The sequence below is a fragment of the Chryseobacterium pennae genome (genome assembly GCF_003385515.1).
Taxonomy (GTDB): Bacteria; Bacteroidota; Bacteroidia; order Flavobacteriales; family Weeksellaceae; genus Chryseobacterium; species Chryseobacterium pennae.
Map to the genome: position 1 here is coordinate 99,866 of NZ_QNVT01000001.1, position 19,188 is coordinate 119,053.

General features: G+C 34.4%; 19 protein-coding genes. 4 read left to right on the forward strand and 15 right to left on the reverse strand.

All coding sequences use genetic code 11. The features are described from left to right. Window positions 1-62: 62 nt before the first annotated feature. The 4 genes from DRF65_RS00500 to DRF65_RS00515 are packed head-to-tail and all read right to left on the reverse strand — an operon-like array spanning window position 63 to window position 5,606. Window positions 63-1,352 (reverse strand): tetratricopeptide repeat protein, encoded by a 1,290-nt coding sequence (locus DRF65_RS00500; RefSeq protein ID WP_165852150.1) that lies wholly within the window; start codon window positions 1,350-1,352, stop codon window positions 63-65. Beyond that, window positions 1,349-3,916, reverse strand: a complete 2,568-nt coding sequence (locus tag DRF65_RS00505) for a hypothetical protein (protein WP_115967965.1) — start codon at window positions 3,914-3,916, stop codon at window positions 1,349-1,351. The genes DRF65_RS00500 and DRF65_RS00505 overlap by 4 nt, the downstream gene beginning before the upstream one ends. Before the next feature lie 23 nt (window positions 3,917-3,939). Further along, window positions 3,940-4,443, reverse strand: coding sequence for a DUF4280 domain-containing protein (locus DRF65_RS00510; RefSeq protein ID WP_115967967.1), 504 nt, complete (start codon window positions 4,441-4,443; stop codon window positions 3,940-3,942). Between the two features lie 32 nt (window positions 4,444-4,475). Further along, the gene (locus tag DRF65_RS00515; RefSeq protein WP_115967968.1) at window positions 4,476-5,606 is read right to left on the reverse strand and encodes a hypothetical protein; all 1,131 of its coding nucleotides are present in this window, start codon (window positions 5,604-5,606) and stop codon (window positions 4,476-4,478) included. 200 nt (window positions 5,607-5,806) lie between these two features. Between DRF65_RS00515 and DRF65_RS00520 the strand changes: the two genes are divergently transcribed. Then, window positions 5,807-6,151: a helix-turn-helix transcriptional regulator gene (locus DRF65_RS00520; RefSeq protein WP_115967970.1), complete on the forward strand. Its 345-nt coding sequence runs from the start codon at window positions 5,807-5,809 to the stop codon at window positions 6,149-6,151. 332 nt (window positions 6,152-6,483) lie between these two features. Then, complete coding sequence (locus DRF65_RS28345; RefSeq protein WP_165852151.1) at window positions 6,484-6,645, forward strand: hypothetical protein; 162 nt, start codon at window positions 6,484-6,486, stop codon at window positions 6,643-6,645. Window positions 6,646-6,806: 161 nt separating this feature from the next. On the opposite strand, the gene DRF65_RS00530 is transcribed toward DRF65_RS28345, so the two are convergent. The 6 genes from DRF65_RS00530 to DRF65_RS00555 are packed head-to-tail and all read right to left on the reverse strand — an operon-like array spanning window position 6,807 to window position 11,651. Next, window positions 6,807-7,466, reverse strand: a complete 660-nt coding sequence (locus DRF65_RS00530) for a DUF3164 family protein (protein ID WP_115967973.1) — start codon at window positions 7,464-7,466, stop codon at window positions 6,807-6,809. A 16-nt stretch (window positions 7,467-7,482) separates the two neighbouring features. After that, window positions 7,483-7,782, reverse strand: coding sequence for a hypothetical protein (locus tag DRF65_RS00535; protein WP_123947247.1), 300 nt, complete (start codon window positions 7,780-7,782; stop codon window positions 7,483-7,485). Between the two features lie 13 nt (window positions 7,783-7,795). Then, window positions 7,796-8,410: an ATP-binding protein gene (locus DRF65_RS00540; protein WP_115967976.1), complete on the reverse strand. Its 615-nt coding sequence runs from the start codon at window positions 8,408-8,410 to the stop codon at window positions 7,796-7,798. Further along, a complete protein-coding gene (locus DRF65_RS00545; RefSeq protein WP_115967978.1) occupies window positions 8,410-9,348 on the reverse strand; it encodes a hypothetical protein in 939 nt (312 codons plus the stop codon). Before DRF65_RS00545 ends, DRF65_RS00540 begins: the two co-directional genes overlap by 1 nt. A gap of 29 nt (window positions 9,349-9,377) precedes the next feature. Further along, window positions 9,378-11,429, reverse strand: a complete 2,052-nt coding sequence (locus DRF65_RS00550; protein ID WP_115967979.1) for a hypothetical protein — start codon at window positions 11,427-11,429, stop codon at window positions 9,378-9,380. 27 nt (window positions 11,430-11,456) lie between these two features. Beyond that, window positions 11,457-11,651, reverse strand: a complete 195-nt coding sequence (locus tag DRF65_RS00555; RefSeq protein ID WP_115967981.1) for a hypothetical protein — start codon at window positions 11,649-11,651, stop codon at window positions 11,457-11,459. 81 nt (window positions 11,652-11,732) lie between these two features. On the opposite strand from DRF65_RS00555, the gene DRF65_RS00560 reads away from it, so the two are divergent. Next, window positions 11,733-12,446 carry an XRE family transcriptional regulator gene (locus DRF65_RS00560; RefSeq protein WP_115967983.1) on the forward strand — a complete coding sequence of 238 codons (714 nt, stop codon included), beginning with the start codon at window positions 11,733-11,735 and terminating at the stop codon, window positions 12,444-12,446. A 708-nt stretch (window positions 12,447-13,154) separates the two neighbouring features. On the opposite strand, the gene DRF65_RS00565 is transcribed toward DRF65_RS00560, so the two are convergent. Beyond that, on the reverse strand, window positions 13,155-13,463 hold the full coding sequence (locus tag DRF65_RS00565; RefSeq protein WP_228438422.1) for a hypothetical protein: 309 nt from the start codon (window positions 13,461-13,463) through the stop codon (window positions 13,155-13,157). Window positions 13,464-13,953: 490 nt separating this feature from the next. Here DRF65_RS00565 and DRF65_RS00570 point away from each other — a divergent pair, with 490 nt between their 5' ends. After that, the gene (locus DRF65_RS00570; protein WP_115967987.1) at window positions 13,954-14,481 is read left to right on the forward strand and encodes a GNAT family N-acetyltransferase; all 528 of its coding nucleotides are present in this window, start codon (window positions 13,954-13,956) and stop codon (window positions 14,479-14,481) included. A gap of 343 nt (window positions 14,482-14,824) precedes the next feature. Here the strand turns inward: DRF65_RS00570 and DRF65_RS00575 are convergent, their stop codons facing one another. From DRF65_RS00575 to DRF65_RS00590, 4 genes are read right to left on the reverse strand one after another with little or no spacing between them, the layout of a single operon-like run. Continuing rightward, entirely contained in the window at window positions 14,825-16,819 is a 1,995-nt protein-coding gene (locus DRF65_RS00575; RefSeq protein WP_115967989.1) for a heavy metal translocating P-type ATPase, read from the reverse strand. Window positions 16,820-16,863: 44 nt separating this feature from the next. Further along, window positions 16,864-17,283 carry a Fur family transcriptional regulator gene (locus DRF65_RS00580; protein ID WP_115967991.1) on the reverse strand — a complete coding sequence of 140 codons (420 nt, stop codon included), beginning with the start codon at window positions 17,281-17,283 and terminating at the stop codon, window positions 16,864-16,866. Between the two features lie 18 nt (window positions 17,284-17,301). Beyond that, on the reverse strand, window positions 17,302-18,207 hold the full coding sequence (locus DRF65_RS00585; RefSeq protein WP_115967992.1) for a cation diffusion facilitator family transporter: 906 nt from the start codon (window positions 18,205-18,207) through the stop codon (window positions 17,302-17,304). A gap of 18 nt (window positions 18,208-18,225) precedes the next feature. Continuing rightward, on the reverse strand, window positions 18,226-19,107 hold the full coding sequence (locus DRF65_RS00590) for a bestrophin family protein (RefSeq protein ID WP_115967994.1): 882 nt from the start codon (window positions 19,105-19,107) through the stop codon (window positions 18,226-18,228). Between the last annotated feature and the right edge of the window lie 81 nt (window positions 19,108-19,188).

Sequence of the window (19,188 nt, forward strand, 5' to 3'; positions counted from 1 at the left end):
CTAACAGAAAATAAGAGACTACTAAAGTTATTACAGATACTAGGAATATCCAATAAATTAATTTATTTACTTCTTTCATATACTCTATTTGGAATTTTTTTTAGGTCTTTACCCTGGCTTTTCATTAATAAAATGTATTGTTGATAGGATTTTTTAGCCTCATTTTTATTACCCAATTCCCATTGTAAATCAGCCAAATTAAACCATGCCACAATCCTATTCGGGTCTTTTTTTAAAATTTCTTTGATTAATAATATTGATTCATTATATGCACCTTTTTCATACAAGTAATAAGCAATATTATTATATTGCAGTATATTACTATTATTTATTGGGAATTTAAGTAATAACTCTTGATACCTTTCAATGCCCGTATAGTTAACTGAATTCTTTATATTTTCTTCAAATTGTCCTAAAGTATCCTCAAACTTATACCTTGATTTACATACCTTATCTCTTACAGTTTCATCAGGCATTGGATGTAATTTTTCTCTTATTTTTTTATCATCTAAAGCGATATTTTGTTTTAGATCACAATAATATTCTTTATTTACATCTGAACGCCAATCTGAAGTTATATAAACGGACCTAGTTAATTTCCATTTGTTGCCTTCATAGGCAATATAATTTATTCGTTGAGCCCCACCTGAACCATCAAAATATGTAGTAATATAAAAAACTTCGTTTGTTGAATTATTAGTAAGAGGCTTTATATCATCAATCACAAACCCACCATCTTCCGAAAAATTATAGGTTTTTAAAGCAAATTGATATTTTGACTTTTCATTCCCCAAAAAAAATATTAAATCATCACCCATATTTTTTTTACTAGAAACAACTTTATCTTTGAAACCATCCTTATTGATATCAATATCTCGAGTAAAATAATCTTCATTTTTCTCATAGTAAGAAAAGTCGCTATTTTCTTTCCCTTCTCCATTTAAAGACATATAGTAGTCTACTAACGAATATACTTTTGGCTTACTACCTTCAGTATAATTTATAATTAGCCATTTATCACTATATGCATTCTTTTTAAAAATATAATCTTCTCTGCTAAAATTAATATTTTTATAACGAATTTTATTTAATTTTTGAGGGGAAATATCTCTAATTTGAGAGACATAATAATTAGCATCATCTGCAATAGTATAAAAATTATCTTCGCCATGTTTTTCTTTTAGTTCCTTTATTTCTATATCATCAGGAGTTAATAAGAAAATTGCAGAACTATTCACTATTGTATCTTTTTTTTCTTGAGGATTGATGTTTTGAGAATCATTCTTTTCATTTTTTTTACAAGAAAACAAACATGATACAATTAGGAAATGAAGGATTATTATATTTTTCATTTTTGTTTTATTTGAATATGATAACATCTGTTTTCATTAAGTATGGCATCTAATTCGGGACGTTTTTCCATCTCATTCCAAAATTTAGTTTTGTTGGAAAGATTGTCATAAGACACATCGAAGGTATTTAAAACCTCTGGATTGGCCAAATGTTTTGACACAGTTGAAGGACCTAATTCGTTAATCTTATTTTCCATTAACTTAACAACTTCACTTTTAGGCTTTTTAATATTAGCTTCATAAACGGCTATAACTTTTTTTCCTGGAGCTTTGTATATTCTTTTTTGTTCGTTTACATCAGTCTTACAATTATCATACATAATTCTAGCTTGATCATAAGAGCTTCTTGCAGTACTGGTTATATATATATCATAGTTTCCTGATACTTTTCCAACTTCTTTTAATATTTTTTTTGTTTTGTCTGATAGAGCATTTTCTTTAGCTGTTTGACCAACAAAATGCAATGTGACTTCATTGTCATCCTCTTTCTCTTTTTTTACTGCCACAATTTGTTTTTTATTAATACATTCTTGTGGATAGTTAAATATACTTTTTAATGTTACAACATAGTTTCTTCTTTCTACCAATCCATTTTCTCCTCCATTAACCAAATAACTTATTAAATCAACTTTATCATCATCTGCTATTAAACCTAAATCTACAGTTCCATACTTAATTGTTTTTTCGCCATGTTTATAACTAATAGTTTTCTTTGGGTAATCTGGTTTATGAATTTTCACGTATGTTGGAGGATTTGGAGGTCCTGTCCACCTCTTTCCTACACTAAGAACTTTGCCTTGTTTCCAAAACCATCCGGCAGAGTCACAAGCATAGGAAAAATTATTTGCAATACTATCATAATCTTTAACACAATCAATTTTACTATAGTCTTTATATACTATGTAATTGCTTTCCCAAGTTAATTGCATTAATCCTCTACCAAAATAAGGCTTATATTTTTTATTTGTATCATATTCCAAAGTAGTTTTTAGACGATCTGTTTCGTGATAAATCTGAGCCAGAAAATGTAACTTTCTTATACAAGTATTTATTTCATAAGTATTAAAAACTTTATTAAGTTCAATTCTTAATTTTTCAATTGTTTTATCCTCTTGTTTTAATTTGCAGTTACTAGCACCAAATAATGTATAACCGATATTTTTTTTAACCGTTGGTTCACTATCTCTTAGCCCATGAATTATTTTTTCAAATTCATCAGGTGTAAAATCTCTATTACAGAAACACTTTCCTTCTTTTTTTATTTTTTCCTGCTTAGGTTCCTTAATAATCGCAGGAGAATCATTAGGATCTACTTTTACTGGTTCAGCACTTGGACTTATCGGGATAACCTGAGAGGTGACAGAAGTCTTAAGATGTTCAACCTCTATATAATACTCCCGCTCATTTCCTTCTCCAAAATCATTACTTTTATCATACATCGCTTTTGTAAGCTTAATGTAATTAATAAAAGATGTATCATAGGCCAATGTTACAGATTCTTTATATAGAAGATCATCGTTGTATCGTGATAGGTCTTCTTCCCAAATTTTTATTGTTACATTTTTACCTCTCATACCTTGAGAAGTTATTTTAATGGATACTGTATCTCCTGTTTTGGCTTTCTTAAGCGTTTTTCCTGTACCATCTGTAAACTCCACACTTAATATTTTTCCTTCAGGATCTGCCTGTTTCTTGGCCGCAGGGGTTTGAGGAAACTTTGCTGTTTCCTCTTGGGGTTTTGGCTTATTGGGTTTTGGTTTATTATGTTCAGGAGCAACCGGCGGTTTCCTGTGTGCGGGAGTATTGTCCACCGGTTCAGCTTTCTTAGGTGGAGCTGGAATATGAGCAGGGTTGGCAACATTTACATTAGGACTCGCTTTTAAAATATGCTTGGAAACTACTTCCGCGGTTACATAATATTCATGAGTTTTTCCTTCGCTTTTGTCTCCTCTTGCTACTCCGGCATTGGCAATTTGAACGGCCATAGTATAAGCAGGCAGTCTAAAATAAACCTTGGCAACTCCCTCATGATTTACTTCCCCAATCAGTGGTACCTGGTTGATCTTATTCATCATATTTACAATAGGATCATGTCCTTTTCCTATGGCATCATCTTCCCAAAGAGTAAAGGCCACTTTATATCCAAACATTCCTACACAATGGGCTTTAGCTATTACGGTATCAGTATAATGTAATAGTTTTCCTTTTGGTAGTCGTTCAGAGTTAATGTCTTGTAGTTCAACACTTACAATTTTTGGATCTTCTGCTTCCTGTGGTTTTATATAGAGTTCTCCTTTATCTTTCCCCCTTACAACTTCAATTCTTAAAGCTTTATATTTAAGACTTTTAGCCGTGAATTTATAGGTTACATTTTCCCCTTCCTTTATATTTCCCTTGGCGATCCGCCATCCGTTTCTGTCTTGTACATAGATATCCCATTTTACTTTAGGATGTGGGAATGAAAAAGGATTGGATGTCATTACATTATCAAATACAGAAAGTGAATAAGCCTCCGTATTTCCAACAATAGGTTTTGTATTACCTCTAATAGTTAATTTTGCCATAGTCGTTAGTTTTGATAGACATTTTATTCATAAATCTGCTCAGGTCCTTCCAGTTCATTTTGGGACTCCTCAAAATTCATAAATGGGTTAATAATGTTATAGGTCTTTGGATCAGCTGTTGTTATACTTTGCTTATTCATAGTTGATGTTTGTCCATGTTCTTTTACCGTGATTTTTCCTCCAACATTGCACATCAACTCAGAAATTTCAGAAAGGCAGCTTTTATTCATCACCTTTGTTTTTTCATACGTTTTCTGCCATTTTCCGGCTGGAGCATAAGCACAGGGTAAATATCCCCCGGACGTTGGTTTCAATTTACATTGCCCAAAACTAGGTCCGGGAGGATTAAATTGTAGATCGTCTTCTGTTACGGCTAGGTAATCTTCCGTTGTATTTTTATTATTCCAATAATGCTTTTGGTGTGATGTTACTTGAAATTGCGGGAACTGGTCACCTTGATTGCATTGAGCCTTGCCTTTTTGAATGACAAAGTGCTTGTCACTATGGGCTGATGAATTTTCTGACATATCTTTGTGATTGATGGTTCTAAAAATGATAATTATCCTGCTAGCTTTTCTAAGTCAAAAGTCATTGTCTTCTCATAATCGGCAATCTGTATAAAAAATATGGCTTTTATCTTTTGAATAGAGAAGTTCATGAAATTCAGTGTGTATGTAGCTGAATGATTAGCCCTTAATGATTTTGAATGGGGCATTATTTGCTCGTCATACTCCAGGTCTGTATAATACAATTCAGCAACAGTTCGGTAATCTATGGATTTACCTATTTGTACTAGCTCTACTAAATTGGAGTCATTTTGTGGTAAGGTTTGATGAGCCATTTCCAGTCTAATAGGAGAAGCTGGAGCCAGCCACGAAAATTCATCATGATATGGAGCTGTAGTATCTTTTGAATGATAATTTGCGTTATAAAATTGATTAAAAATGAATTGAAAGGGTAATGTTTCTTTGAGACTATTATAGATCATTTGTGGGTCAGCCATTTTGTTTTTCATCTGGTTAATATGAGAAACGGCATAAGAGCCAGTATGATATTGCTTTAATGCTTCAAGTTCATTAATTATATCCTTAGTCTCTTTAATAGGATTTGCTTCAACAAAATTTCCGGATTTGTCTATAATCAATGTTATAGGATAAACTATTTTTACAAAATCGGATGCCAGATTATTTATTTTTTCCTCCGGCTCCTCTTCATTTTTTTTGAAATTATTCATAGAGAATTGTACATGATGTCCCCTTTCATCCTTCCTTATATATTTAAAGTGTAGCGTGTATGAATATTCACTTTTTTTAATCCCTTCATCACTTTCAGATTGTTTCACTTCATAATCCCCGTCTATTAATTCTATATTAAAAGAGATTTTTCCCATTGGAAGTAGGTAACATAAGCTTTCTCCAGATTTTCGTATTTGTTCATTGAGTTTTAATATTTCGTCTGAGTTGGGTATATGCAGTTTCTGCAAAAATCTTAGAGTTCCATCTTCAGGAATAAGGTCTAGGTAGCTGCATCTTGAATTGTGGTATTCACGAAGATATTTAGGATTTTCAAGAGTCAATTCCCATGAGATGCTTTCCAGTGTTTCTCCTTGTTTTACAAAATAGATGTCCTGTTTCAAGGAGGAGGTAATTCCCCTGAGAGAATCACCCGAATTTGGGATATTTTTTTTCATAATTATAGTATGTGTTTTTTGGTAATAATTCCTGAAAGTTAGAAATATTATTTTATTTTAATTCATTTCTTTTGATAAATTTTAAAAAGTGTAGTACTTCTACGACAATTATTTTGAAAAGATTTTTAAAATTAAAAAACACATTCATACATCCCCTAATAATGAATTGTATTTTTTTTGCATATTTGTAAAAAACTATCATGCAAAAAGACAAATTACGTACAATAAGAAAGCAAAAAAATTATACACAACAACATGTGGCCGATGCTCTTGCAACCGATGTTTCTAATTATAGCAGAAAAGAAAGTGGGGATGTGAAGATCACTGAGGAAGAATGGAACAAACTTTCCAAATTTCTCAGTGTACCTTTAGAAGATATTTATGAGGAGGAAGCATCTAAAAAAATCACAAATGAAGATTCTCAAAAAGCTCCATCTGTCACGCCTGAAGACGATCTAAATGTTGAACTTATTAGAAACTTACTGGACTATATTGCTTTATTAAAAGAGGAAAATGCAAGACTAAAGGTAGAATCTAAAAAATAGTCATGCTCTTTAAGTCAGCTACATATAAATGTAAAATACTGGATTTAAGCATGTTATAATTTAGGTTATTATTAAATTGCTTGCTTTGTATGATAGTTATGTTTTATATTTGCTATATCAAAATAACAATATAGTACATTCATTATGAGTGTTTTACATATAAACACTACTGAAGGGGAGTTAAGAACACGGGACGGTGAAACTTTGAATTATAGAATTTATTCAGACGGTGGAGTTAAAATTGAAGGAGAAAATATGAGAGAAGACTTTAGTAGCTTAATTGATGCAAATGAATATATAAAATTAAACAATATCAAAATCATCAACTAAAAATGAAAACAGTAGTTTATTTCAATCACGTAAAAAATGAAACTTATGAATTGGGTGGAGTTGCTAATATACAACAGGTGTATGATTTATATAAATTTGTTTGTAGTAGGAATAATTGGAACTCTGCAATGTTTACTTATGATGTAATCGTCAGATTAAAATAAAAGACTTTTAAGAACGATCAAAAATAAGAACTCCCTTATTAGTCTCAAGCTAATAAGGGAGTTTTAACTTAAATCAACCATTATAATTACATTTGTTTATGGTATTTCTTTTTTTATAGATTCGGAGTACTTCCGATGTGATGATAAAATATGTAAGCTGGTTATAAAGCCGAAAAATTGAGTTCTATTCGTTCAAATCTACCCTCAGAATTCTGTTTTTCAAAGTCGTATTGATATCCCTTCAGGAAATTGCTGTAACTCTGTTTTAGAAGCCTTAAACCCTCTTTCCATCTTGGGTCTTCAAAACGTGTTTCATGGCTTAATAAATTCATTACACTGGCATAGTCCAAATCTCCTTTTTTGTTTTTCACCAAGAAACCAATCAGCATTTCAAACAAATCTTTGTCCCTCTTTTTTACGGTATCATAAAGGAAGGCGTGAATCAGTTCCAATGCCTTTGTACTTCTTTCATCCCAAGTAGGCTGCGTATCTCTGCGACGTTTGATTCTTATGGATTTATCACTATGCATCAGCGAAAAACCGCCTTTTGAATTGCTGCGGATTTTACCATAGTTATTCAGCTTCTCCTGATGCTTTTCCATTTTACTGTGGGTAAGTTGTTTTAATAAAGCTGATTTGCTTTCAATTTCCATCGCCAAGGCAACAAGCTCTCCCATATCAGTATCCCGTTCGCGTTCATAATCGCGTCTTTCTTTTTCCTGTTGCTCAATTTGTAGTTTTCTCTTATGATTTAATATGGCCTCCATTTCATCAGCTGTAAGTTCATTGGTTGGTTTTTTTAAAAGTTCTTCGATTTTCATAATATGTATTTTTAAGTTAAAATTTAAGTTTAAATAGTTCCTCCCTGTATTCCGGGAAATAGTTTAAATAGCATTCCGATTCAACCCATATATCAAGCTCATGATCTTTAAAATATTGAAAACGGTCTTCTCCATAGTGCATCACCGGTGGTTCCCAGTTTTCATCTATGATCCACTCGTAAGCGGCCAGAATTTTTGGCGTTGTAGAATCTAATTTTCCTTCTCTGTACAAATGGATTCTTACCCGCTCGCCCCAGTCTAAAAACCTGACAAGGCTGTCCAGTTGTAAAATTTTTAATAATATATCGTTGTTCATTGTATTTCTTATTTTATTTTGTTCCCCAATAAAGATTTGCTTTTTCTTCATTAATCATTAATGTTCCTCCCGGACATCTGCCGGAAATAATAGCTTTTAAACCCTCCGCCTGAATAATAATTTTTGCAAGTTTTCTCCATGTTGTTGCCAGTGCATTGTCCGGCAGTCCTTTTACTTCGTGACAAACCATTATTATTAATTTATTGGGGTGGTTTTGTTTTAATTCTGATACCATCTTCCTGGTGATCTCATCCCTGTAAATTGTAGAATTATCTATAAAAATGATTTTAGCGCATTTTCGGGAGCTAAAACGAGCCTGAAGCTCTGCCCACGGCTCGTAATCTATAATGTGAAATTTTTTGTCTTTATCTGATAATCCCGCAAATTTCATGGCGGCAATAATATCCTTCGATAATCCTTCTTCTGCGGATACATAAAGCACTTTTCCAAATGTGGTTAGGTATTTAGCCAGCATCATGGCGAAAGTTGATTTTCCGTTCTTTTCTCCCCCTCCCAAGTACCAAAAACCGGTGGTTTCCGGTTTTCCAAAGGCCTGAAGCCAAAGACCAGTAAAATCAAACAGTTTAAACACAATAGAAAACGCTTGTTTTACTGATAGTGCTTTCATTATTCCCTGACTTTTAAGAGTGTTTCTAAATATCTGAGTGATTTAATCCGCCCGATCTTTTGTCCTTTCTGTTCTTTTTCAAAAGGGTTAGCAACTTTTACCATACATTTTTTTACCACATCATTAACCTCTTTTTTGTTTTTCAAATTAACATAGGCAACATCACCAAAAAGTTTCAAGTAAAACTCTTTTCTCTCTTCCGGATTTTTAGGAACCAGCGTTACAAAATCATCAGATAAACGACTGAAAATCTCCGCAAACCCTACTTTATGATTATTGATCCCTTTGGTGATTTTTGTGCGCAGTCCGTCGGCTCCCATTGCATACCATGTACAGTTATGTTTGGTGGCATTCATTATTCCTTTTAACTCCAGATAGGCATTGTATTCCAGATCTCCAAACTCATCCACACAGACAAATGGGTTTTCAATGATATTTAAAGCATATTTAACGGTTTCCAGAATGTCATAATATTTTCCGGTAGTATCGCAGCCTAATGAGGCTGCTAGTTGCTTTACGAACCTTATCTTGGTGTGAGATTGAGAGCAGTCCACATAAAAAGCATTCTTCATTTTGGAAATAATATCCATTGCACATCTGGTTTTTCCAATCCCGCAGTCATCAACTAAGATCATTGAGGTTCTGGTGGCCTGACAAAAATTGAAATTATCTTCTAAAGCATAGTAAACCTCAGTTTTCACCAATTTCATTTCATAGTCCTTCTTCGCCACCTGAAATTTCGAGCCTATGTTAAGCCATTGGCCAAAGGACATTATATCTTCAGTTTTCCCATCTTGTAAGGATTGGTAGATGTTTAAATCTATTCCGAGTGATTTTGCATAAGCCAGATCACTCCCTCTGAACTTTTCTCTGCCGCCCAACATAGCGGTACAAATGTTCTGTTTTTGTTCTGTTGTAATTAAATCTTTTGTTATCATATTCTATTTTTATTTTGGAATTTGGTTTGTTAGAAATTAGAGGCCCAACGTCTTGCCGTTGGAGTAGCCGTATTATGATTATAAGTGTTCTCCTCAGTATCGGCTAAAACTTCTTTAGGAATATCTGTGTTTGGAGTGTATTTTTTACGTCCTCCAATCTGAAATTTATTGTTGAGTGTTTTTTTACGATGATCAATAATTAAGACCTGATCAATTTCACGTTTACGCTGAGCCATAAATTTGTTAACAGTATTTTCATAAGCACTCATTAACTCGCGGTTAATTTGACCCTGCTCATCCCTTTCATGAATTGATCTTGCATATTCTGGATGAGGAACCAAATCACAAAGCATTGTATCATTGTAATACACCATTGCTTTTAAAACATCCCCATCATTTCCATCGAGCCAGTAAATGGTAAATTCCTTACCATCAATATTCTTCAGGAGTTCGATTAAGTTGTCATTCAAGGCAATTTCACCTTCTAGCCCCAGAACGAAAGTGGTACTTCTGAACTTAATAATTCCGGCATTACAGCTTGATATTTCTGTTTTTCCTATATGGGGAAGGATAGCAGTCCAATGGGTTGCTTGAGTGTTTTTGTTCTGCATTTCACAAAATACTTCCCATCTGGTTTTCTCTTTATGGACGGAATGAGGGCTATTATTCCATGTTTCAATATCGCTGAGTGATTGGTCTACAATGGTATCAAAAGGAATGATGATTTCTTCTTCTCCGCTTTTTTGATTTTCTTCCTTTAGTGCGTGTGGTCTTGCCAGCCAGCCCAGACGGCTTTTTTCATGTCGGTATCTTAATTCCTCAAATTTTCGCTCTACCACTTTAGACCTTGCGCGGTTCCTATAAATGTTTACCCGGTCAAACATTTTCCCATTACGTAAGAAAGTATCTTTAAATCCGCTATTAAGTGAACTTTCGCACTCCAACCCCAACGGAAGATTAAAGCCCCATTCTGAGTAGTTTCTGACCATTTGGCGGTAAAACTCGATAATAATACCTTTCTTATCTTTTCCCCACACCCAACATGTCCAAGCTTCAGACCCCAAGTCAATACCCATATAAAACCAAGCACGTTTTCTTTGTTCATTATACATGAAAGGAGGTTGTCTGTCATCGATGGAGATCAGCGTACCTGCTTCCTTAATTTTGGTAAGCTTGTGCCAAGGGCTAAATTGCTGCATCAATTTTTGTCTGTCACCTGAACGCTTGGCAAAGGTTCCGATTTTATTCTCCCATTTACCAAGCCATGCAATAATGGAATTGTCAGACATTTCCCTGAAATTTGGGTTGGCAGGATCATAGATTTCTGCTGTTTCTTTGTTGATAATGTCCAACTGCCCGTTTAAAAAGGCTTGATATTGATCGGCAACTTCAGTACGTGAAGGCTTATAATCCTGACCCGCAAACATATCATTTAATAAGTCCATCATTTCTTCTGTCATTAACTTCCGGTTCTGGTTTTTTAACTTCCCGGAAATAAGGCTCTCGAAATTCAGCCCATCACCTAGAGACTCAAAAAATGGCTTCCATATCCTGTCAAATCCTCTTTGCGAAGAAGCAATCGTGTGAGTGACGTTGAATAGTTTTGGAAGGAATTCATTAAATGTTGTAATGTCTCTTATAATAGTAGACATGATTCCGCGTGTTGATGTTTTTCTTAGCTTTTTCCATTCAGACAGACGGGCTTCTTTTAACCTTTCAGCGGAAATCAAAACACTGGCATTAATAATATATTCCTCTTTAAAGTTTTCTTTTAATGGTGTGCCATCCTCAAACCTGAAATCATTATAATAGCGGGTTGCAATAGCATCAAATTCAAAAAAAGAAATTAAAGGATGTCTCATTTTTCGTGGATCACCCAAGCTGTCCTGAACATTTTTTGAAAGGCTGTCAAAGTCAATAAACATCTGTCTTCCATTGCCTCCCTTCTGTACTTTTTTGATACCGTAAGGCAGATCCTTGTATCTGTGTACCTCAGATTTCAAAGTACTGATACAGTTGTAATATTTTGGGATCAGTTCGTCTTTAGTAACGACTAATAAATTTCCCCATTCTTGTGGCATAATCTTTTTTTTAACTCATTAATAATTCTAATCTATCTGCAAGGACTTTCTGTACTTTTCAATCAGTTCTTTCCGGTTTTCTTGTATCATATCCATTGCCTTCAATGCCTCCTCTTCATTTCGTTTGTATCTTTTACGGGCAGCGTCGGAAGAAACGTATAACATCTCGCCAAGTAGCTGATAGTCTCCATAATTAATTTTTTCTTTTTCCTTGTTTTCCATAATAAATCAATTTTTTTATTATACATTTGCTCTAAATGTCTGGACAAATATATACAGAAGTTTCAGTAAAACAAAATAAATATGCAAGAAAATACAAATATTTCTGAAAGAATTCAGAAAATGCTTGAATATCTGGGCCTTAACCCTAATGAGTTTGCTAAGAGGCTGGAATACAGCAGATCACAGACAATTTATGATTTGACTAGCGGCAAAGTAAAGCCTAGTTTCGACTTCTTTCATAGGCTTGATAGTTCAGAATATTCTGACATATTCGAGTATAGTTGGATTATTAGCGGTAAAGGAGAAATGCTGAAACAAAAACCCGTTATCACTCCTATAACCGGAAATAGGAAGACCAAAGATGGTATAATTGAAAATCAAGAGGTTCCGTTGTATGATTTTCCTGCTGTAGCTGGTTTAAAAGAGCTTTTCGATAGTGGGACTCCTCATGAAATATTACAAACTCTTAAAATTCCCAATCTTCCAAAGTGTGATGGAGCAGTTTATGTTACAGGAGACAGTATGTATTCACTTTTAAAATCAGGAGACATTATTGCATATAAACAAACCACCGTTAATGATATATTCTACGGGGAAATGTATTTATTGGGTATCAGAACTGAAACTTTTGACGACTATGTGACCATTAAATTTGTGCAAAAATCAGATCTTGGAAATGATTACGTAAGATTGGTGAGCCAAAATCAGCACCATCAACCAAAAGACATAAAAAAAAGTGAGATTAATGCCATTGCAATAATCAAAGCAAGTGTTCGATTGCATACGATGTTTTAAATATCTGGTTTTAAGCAATGTACACCATAAATAGGATGTCCCTATATATGGTTGAATAATTCAAAATACTACTTTTTTTGACGTTTTCCGACCCTTATATATACCTGAATTAGATCTGAAAAACAGGAGTTTGCAACCCCAAATGCAACCCCAACTGCAACCCCAAAGCAAATGTTGTAATTTTTATGGCTACTTGAGTAAATACAGAAACTTCAGTAATGCTTTAAAGAATAATATTACTTACAAACTTCATTTAACGCACATGAAATGCTTTACAGTAAGGTTTTTAGATGGAATAGTAATTTTATACATTTAGAGCATAAAAAAGCCCCAAAAAGGGGCTGTATAATTATGAAAAACTTTTTTCGATAGTAATAAAATGGTAGCAGATAGTAATTTTTCGGCGTTTCGTTTTTTTTACCCAAAGGCTTTAATGTAGGCAAAAACTTATTATTAATGGGTATTTTCAGCCTTTTTTGCTTATTGTTTAATTTAGCTTTTTCGTTTTAAGGGGAGTATAATACATCAAAAATAAATCACACCATACATTTAAACTTGATAAGACGTTATCATAAAATTGAACATTTCAACTTATTCAAAATGAGAAAGTCTTTAAGCACTTATTGGTTAAGCCTTGTTTGAAAAATACTTAATAAATTATTTAGATGCATTTTAGCTAAAAAACTAAAACCTTAGTTCAAAATAAATTTATGCTAAAGGAGGATGGAATATCCTGAAAAAATAATCTGAAGAATAGGAATCAAAGTAATCTGAATCCGGAGCCTCAGCCAGTGGCTCAGGTTCTGTTTTGTTTGAACAGAAAAGAATTTCATTGGAAATAAAAACATCCAGTCCGGCAATCTTTACAGTCTGTGAACTGTTTGATTGTCTTTCTGTTTTTGCCAGCTCTTTTTCCACATAGCATTTTCCTTTACAGGTAGATTGAGGGATTTCTCTGTTTTCACAAAGGTTTTGTACAATATAATCATAATTTACCACATAGTTTATCAGTGGCAAGACGGGACGTATTGCAACCGTAAAAATGATAAATATGGAAATAAATAACCTCAACTCTTTTGTTCTGTGTTACAAATATACTACTTCAAAACTGTTTTCTGTTCTATTTATGATGAATGTCATTGATGGCTTTGTTTGAGCTGCTAAATCTTTTTTGGAATATTCGAAGGCGCAGAGAGTTTTCAGGATTACGCTTTTTAAGACGCATAAAATCTATATTTCTATGCTGTTTAAAAATACTAACCACACATAGAAAAGTCTGTTTTGGGCTTATATTTTATAACACTTGAATTTTATTGGCAATATAATTAACCACAGATAACACAAATTTTCACAGATGATTGTGGATAAAAATCTGCGTAATCAGCAAAATTCACGAGAGTTTTCACCTATTTAGAACAATCTGTTCCCTATAAATTTAATAAAACTGTATCTGTTATCATTGTCATATTATTACGAACTTTGATTCTTAGGTTTCAGAATCTATATCATGATCCAGGTAAGAACCGCTACAGCAGAAGATGCTCAACATATTGCCCTGCTGGGAAGGATAACCTTCACAGAAACATTCTCGGAACATTTCCGGGATCCAAAGGACTTATTTGATTATTTTGAACGGACTTTCAGTGTTTCTAAAATCAGGAACAGCATACAGAACCCTAATAATAAATTCTGGATTGCCTTTTGGAATGAACTTCCGATTGGGTATGCAAAACTGAAAGTACATTCTCCTATTGACTTTATTAGCTCCAATGCAGCCTCCCAGCTACAAAAGATCTATGTCCTTAAAGAGTTTTTGGATAAAAAAGCAGGAAAGGTGCTGATGGATGAACTGATGACTTCTTTTGAAAATTCTGATCAGAAGTATATCTGGTTATCCGTTCTGAACTCCAATGAGAGAGCATTACAGTTTTATGATAAAAACGGTTTTACCAAGGTTGGGAAACATCAATTCAGTATCGGAAAAGAGGACTTTGATTTCTTTGCCTTATCAAAACAAAAAATTAGTTCTTTATAAAAGTTTAATCTTGTTAAGCTCTGTTGTTTTCTCGACAGGGCTTTTTTATTGGCCTTGTTGGAATGCGCAAGGACGCTAAGAGTTTTTAAAAGATTACGTTTTAAGGTGCAAAGATTTTATCTGCGATAAAATTGGATGCCGGACATTTAATGGCCACGAATGCTTGAATTAATTTATTTTGCTTAAAATCTATGTGCCTGTGTGGTTTAAATTTTTTCTAACCACACAGGCACATAGAAAAAAAATAAAATTCATGTTCTAAAGCGTTCCCTTTTCAAAAAAAAGACTCCGCTGTAATCAGCAGAGCCTTCATTAATATAATATAGTTGTACGTTATTTAATTTTAAAACTTCATTCTCTGAATTCTTACGGCATTTAAGATCGCTAGCAAAGCAACACCCACATCAGCAAATACAGCTTCCCACATCGTTGCTAAACCTCCGGCACCCAGTACAAGAACTACAGCTTTTACAGCAAAAGCAAGGATAATATTCTGCCAGACAATCTTTTTCGTTTGTTTACCGATATTGATTGCCATTGGGATTTTACTTGGTTTATCATCCTGAATAACAACATCTGCCGTCTCAATGGTAGCATCACTTCCTAAACCTCCCATCGCGATTCCAACATCACTTAAAGCTACTACCGGAGCATCATTCACTCCATCTCCTACGAAAGCTACGGTCTGATTTTTAGCTTTGATCTCTTTTACTTTATTCACTTTATCTTCCGGAAGAAGATCTCCGAATGCATTATCAATCCCCAGTTGATCGGCTACATATTTTACTACGGTTCCTTTATCTCCACTCAGCATGGTCGCTTTTACTCCCATTTTGTGAAGATTATCTACCGTTTCTTTTGCGTCTGCTTTAATACTGTCTGCGATAGTGATATACCCTGCAAATTTTTTATCATACGCAACAGCAATAAGGGTATACACAATATTAGCATGGTTGATATCATAGCTGATATTGAATTTATCCATTAATTTGAAATTCCCTACCAGAAGTTCTTTACCATTCACTGTCGCCTTTAATCCATGTCCGGCAATTTCTTCTACATTCTCCATTGGAATGGAATAATTAATATCTCCTACATAATTGTGTATGGCAGTGGCTACAGGGTGTGTACTTTTACTTTCCAACAGGTTAACCAGCTGCATGATTTCGTCCTTATTAAATTCCGAATTAATACTTACTTCCTGAACTTTGAAAACTCCTTCCGTCATGGTTCCCGTTTTATCCATCACTACATTCTGAATTTCTGCAATGCTATCCAGGAAGTTACTTCCTTTAAACAAAATCCCGTTTCTGCTGGCAGCTCCGATTCCTCCAAAGTATCCTAGCGGAATAGAGATCACCAATGCACAAGGACATGAAATCACAAGGAAGATTAATGCTCTGTACAACCAATCTCTAAACTGGTAATCACCAACAAAGAAATAAGGTAAGAAAGTAATTCCTATGGCCAGAAATACAACAATTGGGGTGTATACCTTCGCAAATTTTCTGATGAATAATTCAGTAGGAGCTTTTTGGGCGGTTGCATTCTGAACCAGCTCCAATATCTTGCTTAATTTACTGTCTTCATAAGCGGTATTTACTTTCACAAGGGCAATACTGTTCATATTAATCATCCCTGCTAATACTACTTCGCCTCTATTTTTAGTATCCGGTTTACTTTCACCGGTTAAAGCTGCTGTATTGAATGATGCAGAATCTGAAAGCAATTCTCCGTCTAATGCCAGTTTTTCACCAGGCTTCAGTTGGATAACATCACCTACTTTGGTTTCTTTAGCTTTTATCGTTTTAGGCTGATTATTTTCCATAATCGTTACCTCATCAGGCCGCTGATCTAATAAAGCTTTGATGTTTCCTTTTGCTCTGGTTACCGCCATAGACTGGAATACCTCTCCTACTGCATAAAAAAGCATTACGGCAACCCCTTCAGGATATTCTCCGATGGCAAATGCTCCAATAGTCGCAATACTCATCAGAAAGAATTCTGAAAAAACATCTCCTTTGATAATACTTTTATAAGCATCCTTCAATACTGGAAATCCTACTGGGATATAGGCCGCCAAAAACCAGACTAACCGTACCCATCCTGTAAACCATGCGGGTTTTATATAATTATCAAAAGCAATTCCTAATAATAAGATTACAAAAGATATAATCGCCGGAAGAAACATCTGAAAGATCGTCTGATCTCCGGTATCGTGAGAATGACCATGGTCATCATGATCGCGGTCATGGTTATGCCCATCTCCTTCTGAATGATTATGAGGATGTCCTTTTGTATTTGGTTTTTCTTGGGTTGTACTACAGCATTTTTCCATAACTGATATTTTTATACAAATTTAATAGTGAGACTGATGCAATGCTATTGCAAACTTTCAAGACAGTTTTCGCAGATTCCTTTAGCAAAGAGTCTTATTTCATCGATACGGAAATTCGTTTGGATGTTTTCCGGAAAGGAAATATCTTCTTTACAGGTCGTCTGTTTGCATATTTTACAATAGAAATGGAGATGCCAGTCTTTATGTGTTTTTTCATCACAATCATCCTCACACAATTTGTATTTTGTAGTGGTATTTTCCTGGATGCTGTGAACGATTCCTTTTTCTTCAAACGTTTTTAATGTTCTGTAAATGGTAATTCTATCAGCATTATCAAAATGATTTTCTATTTCTGAAAGAGACAATGCTGCATCCTGAGAACTCAAAAAATCATACACCAAAATCCTCATACTGGTAGGTTTGGTATTTTTATCGATGAGTTTACTCTCTATATCTTTTTTCATTGGTAACAATTTAATTTTTTACAGATGGACTTCATTTTCTTCGTATCCTTCTTCTTCAATCTGAAAAGTAGTGTGACTGATTTTAAAATTTTGAGTCGTTTTATCCGTTAATGTTTTCAACAGCTGATTCTGGCTAGCCTCTTCATCTTTTACAATGTGGGCACTCATAGCATTCACACTTGAGGTAAGAGACCATACATGGAGATCATGAACATTTTTTACCCCCTGGGTCTGCTCCAGCGATGTACGCAGCTCCTGAATGTCTACATCTTTTGGAGTCCCTTCCAGCAAAATATGAACGGCTTCCATCAGTAATTTCCATGTTCTTGGAAAAATCAATAATCCAATAGCAGCAGAAATCAAAGGGTCAGCATAATACCAACCTGTTGTCAACATAATAACTCCGGCTATCATTACACCAACGGAAGTAAGCATATCTGAAAGCACTTCGAAATAAGCACCTTTCATATTCAGACTGGCTTCCGAATCTTTTCTTAAAATCATTAAACCAACAACATTAACCAATAATCCGATTCCGGCCACAATCAGCATGGATGTACTTTGTACTTCCGGTGGATCCTGAAAACGTTTGTAAGCTTCAATTAAAACATATATTGATATTCCCAATAAAACAACAGCATTAATGACCGCTGCTAATATTTCAGTGCGATAATATCCGTATGTTTTGGAGGGATCTGCTTTTCTCTCTCCAATTTTTATGGCAATAAAGGCCAAAAGCAATCCTACCACGTCTGTCAGCATGTGTGCTGCATCTGCTAATAAAGCAAGGCTATTGGTAACAATTCCTCCTATTACTTCAGCAATAAGGTAAGTACCGCTTAAAGCAAGTACAATCAGCAGGTTCTTTTTATGCTTACTGGCTGCGGAGGTTGTTTGTATCTGTGTTTTTGTTTCTTCCATCATTGTAAGTACGGTTTTTAACTACATTTCATAATAGGATGTATTTTCTTTTTTTAAAGGAACGTCTTGTTCACCAATCATTTGCCTGATATTGATCTCAATGGTTTGAGCCAAAGAAGTCATAGGAGTATCCACCGGTGTATTTTCAAATGGATCCTGCATAATAATTGATGTTTTTTCAATGGTAATGAATACAATCGGAATCAGAAAAGTAATTCCTATTTCTACTGCTAACTGCGAGTCATCCAATCCAAAAGGAAGTATTGCAGCAAATACATAGATCAAAATATGAACTAAAACACTGTAAGATCTTGGAAATACCGTATTTTTAAGTCTTTCACATTTCCCCATGCTGTCGCACAGCCTGGTGATCATATCGTTCAGCTGCATCTGTTGAAAATCTGTGATCCCTTTAGCAGCCGCCACTTCTTTCAATTGTCTGGAATGCGCATCCAAAAGAGCATTGGGGATATTGAGAGCGCTGATATTATTTTCTTTAAGATACTGTTGTACTCTTTCAGAAAGGGGTTGCTTTCTCAACGATTCTCCCAGGGCATAGGTCCAAATAATCTGTCTTTCTGCAAAGTCTTTAATGATTTTATCTTCTCCAGCAGGCATAAATTGGATAATCAGCCTTACCAAAGATCGGGAATCATTAACGATGGCTCCCCAAACTGTTCTGGCTTCCCACCATCTTTCATATGATTGGGAAATCCGGAAAGCAAGGAGCAATGATACTGCAGTACCCAACAATGCAGGAATGTTTAATGGAAGGGAAATTTTCCTGAACCATGGAAGCATATCCAAAAGCCCTATAGTGACTGCAAATATACCGATGAACAGAATCTGATTTTGGATTCCGCGAAGGAAATATCCGATTGATATTCTTTTGTTTAATAGCATAGTAGAATCATTTATTAAAATACTGTAAGATGATCTTTACTTCCTACCAGCTTTTTATACTTCCATCAACTATTTCGTAAA

Excerpts from the sequence above, each read along its gene's own strand:
- DRF65_RS00500 (WP_165852150.1), bottom strand. The coding sequence starts at position 1,352 with ATGAAAAATATAATAATCCTTCATTTCCTAATTGTATCATGTTTGTTT.
- DRF65_RS00505 (WP_115967965.1), bottom strand. The coding sequence starts at position 3,916 with ATGGCAAAATTAACTATTAGAGGTAATACAAAACCTATTGTTGGAAAT.
- DRF65_RS00510 (WP_115967967.1), bottom strand. The coding sequence starts at position 4,443 with ATGTCAGAAAATTCATCAGCCCATAGTGACAAGCACTTTGTCATTCAA.
- DRF65_RS00515 (WP_115967968.1), bottom strand. The coding sequence starts at position 5,606 with ATGAAAAAAAATATCCCAAATTCGGGTGATTCTCTCAGGGGAATTACC.
- DRF65_RS00520 (WP_115967970.1), top strand. The coding sequence starts at position 5,807 with ATGCAAAAAGACAAATTACGTACAATAAGAAAGCAAAAAAATTATACA.
- DRF65_RS28345 (WP_165852151.1), top strand. The coding sequence starts at position 6,484 with ATGAAAACAGTAGTTTATTTCAATCACGTAAAAAATGAAACTTATGAA.
- DRF65_RS00530 (WP_115967973.1), bottom strand. The coding sequence starts at position 7,466 with ATGAAAATCGAAGAACTTTTAAAAAAACCAACCAATGAACTTACAGCT.
- DRF65_RS00535 (WP_123947247.1), bottom strand. The coding sequence starts at position 7,782 with ATGAACAACGATATATTATTAAAAATTTTACAACTGGACAGCCTTGTC.
- DRF65_RS00540 (WP_115967976.1), bottom strand. The coding sequence starts at position 8,410 with ATGAAAGCACTATCAGTAAAACAAGCGTTTTCTATTGTGTTTAAACTG.
- DRF65_RS00545 (WP_115967978.1), bottom strand. The coding sequence starts at position 9,348 with ATGATAACAAAAGATTTAATTACAACAGAACAAAAACAGAACATTTGT.
- DRF65_RS00550 (WP_115967979.1), bottom strand. The coding sequence starts at position 11,429 with ATGCCACAAGAATGGGGAAATTTATTAGTCGTTACTAAAGACGAACTG.
- DRF65_RS00555 (WP_115967981.1), bottom strand. The coding sequence starts at position 11,651 with ATGGAAAACAAGGAAAAAGAAAAAATTAATTATGGAGACTATCAGCTA.
- DRF65_RS00560 (WP_115967983.1), top strand. The coding sequence starts at position 11,733 with ATGCAAGAAAATACAAATATTTCTGAAAGAATTCAGAAAATGCTTGAA.
- DRF65_RS00570 (WP_115967987.1), top strand. The coding sequence starts at position 13,954 with ATGATCCAGGTAAGAACCGCTACAGCAGAAGATGCTCAACATATTGCC.
- DRF65_RS00575 (WP_115967989.1), bottom strand. The coding sequence starts at position 16,819 with ATGGAAAAATGCTGTAGTACAACCCAAGAAAAACCAAATACAAAAGGA.
- DRF65_RS00580 (WP_115967991.1), bottom strand. The coding sequence starts at position 17,283 with ATGAAAAAAGATATAGAGAGTAAACTCATCGATAAAAATACCAAACCT.
- DRF65_RS00585 (WP_115967992.1), bottom strand. The coding sequence starts at position 18,207 with ATGATGGAAGAAACAAAAACACAGATACAAACAACCTCCGCAGCCAGT.
- DRF65_RS00590 (WP_115967994.1), bottom strand. The coding sequence starts at position 19,107 with ATGCTATTAAACAAAAGAATATCAATCGGATATTTCCTTCGCGGAATC.